Genomic DNA, 1,322 nt, shown 5'->3' with positions numbered 1-1,322 from the left:
AACCACCACCGCCGAACACCCTGCCGCGCCTGCCAGAGCCCGACGTCCCACCGCCCTTTCCGACCTCCGACCCGCCACCGTCCCGCTCAACACCACCTCGTCCGGACGCCGACCCGCCACCGCCCGGCTCAACACCACCCCTTCCCGACGCCGACCCGCCACCGTCCCGCTCCACGCCACGTCTTCCGGACGCCGACCGGCCACCGCTGTCCACGCCCCTCCTCCTCGACGCCGACCCGCCGCCGGTCCTGCCGGCGCTGGGTCCTGAGCTTGCCTCGGCTGCCTCCAGAGCTCGTCTCGCCTGGTCGAGCGCGCTTCGCAGAGCCGCAGGACCATCAACGCAGGGCAGGCTGACGCCCACCGGCACGTCCGCCTCCAGGGCCACCATCTCCGCCATGCGCACCGCGACATCCTCCGCCGATCCTCCCGCCGCGCCGCCCACCGGACCTCCCGCCAGGCCACCCGCCGCACCTCCCGGCGCGCCGCCCATCTGACCTGGCGCCGGGCCGTCCGCTGGGTACGCCGCGACCAGCGCGATGGCCACCCGTCCCTTCGCCTGGGTGCGTGCCGATCGAACCTGGGAGCGGCGCCCGCCTCGCTGCCGCTGTCCCTCCCACGTGTCCGTGTCGTCGTGCAGGGCCGCGAAGACGTACGTCTCCAGAACGTCCAGGGCCTCGGGACCCGTCGCGAGGGCCACCAGCGGCTCTTCGGGCAATCGGCGGCCGAGCGGCTCCACCACCACACGCGCCTGTTCCTGGGCGCCCTCCAGCAGCAGCCGCAGCACCGCGGAGCGCACCCGGCGCTCGGCTTCCAGCTGGGACCTGCCCTGCTCCATGGCCAGCGTGAGCAGGGAGCCCGCCGCGTTGATCACCGTGTGGGTGACGGGCGAGAACGCCTCTTCCGCCCCTACAGCGAAGAACCCACGCGGCCGCACCCCGCCGCCCAACGGCTGCACCACGATGTGTTCCCCCGGTCCCGACAGAGCCAGGCTGGCGGGAAACCTCCCGGCAACACCCCTGCTCGCACCCCCTTCGGCAGCCCTGCCTTCCACACCGCCGACGCCCCTGTTCCGGGCACCAGCACCTGCCCCCGCTCTGGCACTTCCCGTCGCCGCGACCCCCGAATGGCCGCCCTCAGCGATCCCGGGGGCCCCCGTTCCCGAGAAACCGGCTCGTGAGGCCCGGGCTCCGGAAGACCCACTTTCAGAGGCACCGGCCCCAGACGCCCGCGCCCCGGAGAACCCACTTCCAGAGGCACCGGCCCCTGCGGCCCGGGTGTCAGAGGGACCGGCGCTTCCGGAGGGACCCGAGCCGGAGGGAGGG

At 74.3% G+C, this 1,322-nt stretch carries 1 pseudogene; it reads right to left on the bottom strand.

What is annotated here, in order from left to right:
* Positions 1-958: pseudogene (locus E1294_RS51960) on the bottom strand (hypothetical protein); the annotation flags it as partial.
* Between the last annotated feature and the right edge of the window lie 364 nt (positions 959-1,322).

The sequence above is a fragment of the Nonomuraea diastatica genome, from assembly GCF_004349015.1.
GTDB classification, from domain to species: domain Bacteria; phylum Actinomycetota; class Actinomycetes; order Streptosporangiales; family Streptosporangiaceae; genus Nonomuraea; species Nonomuraea diastatica.
Note: the sequence above shows the minus strand (reverse complement) of the source record. Positions and strands in the feature narration are given on the sequence as shown.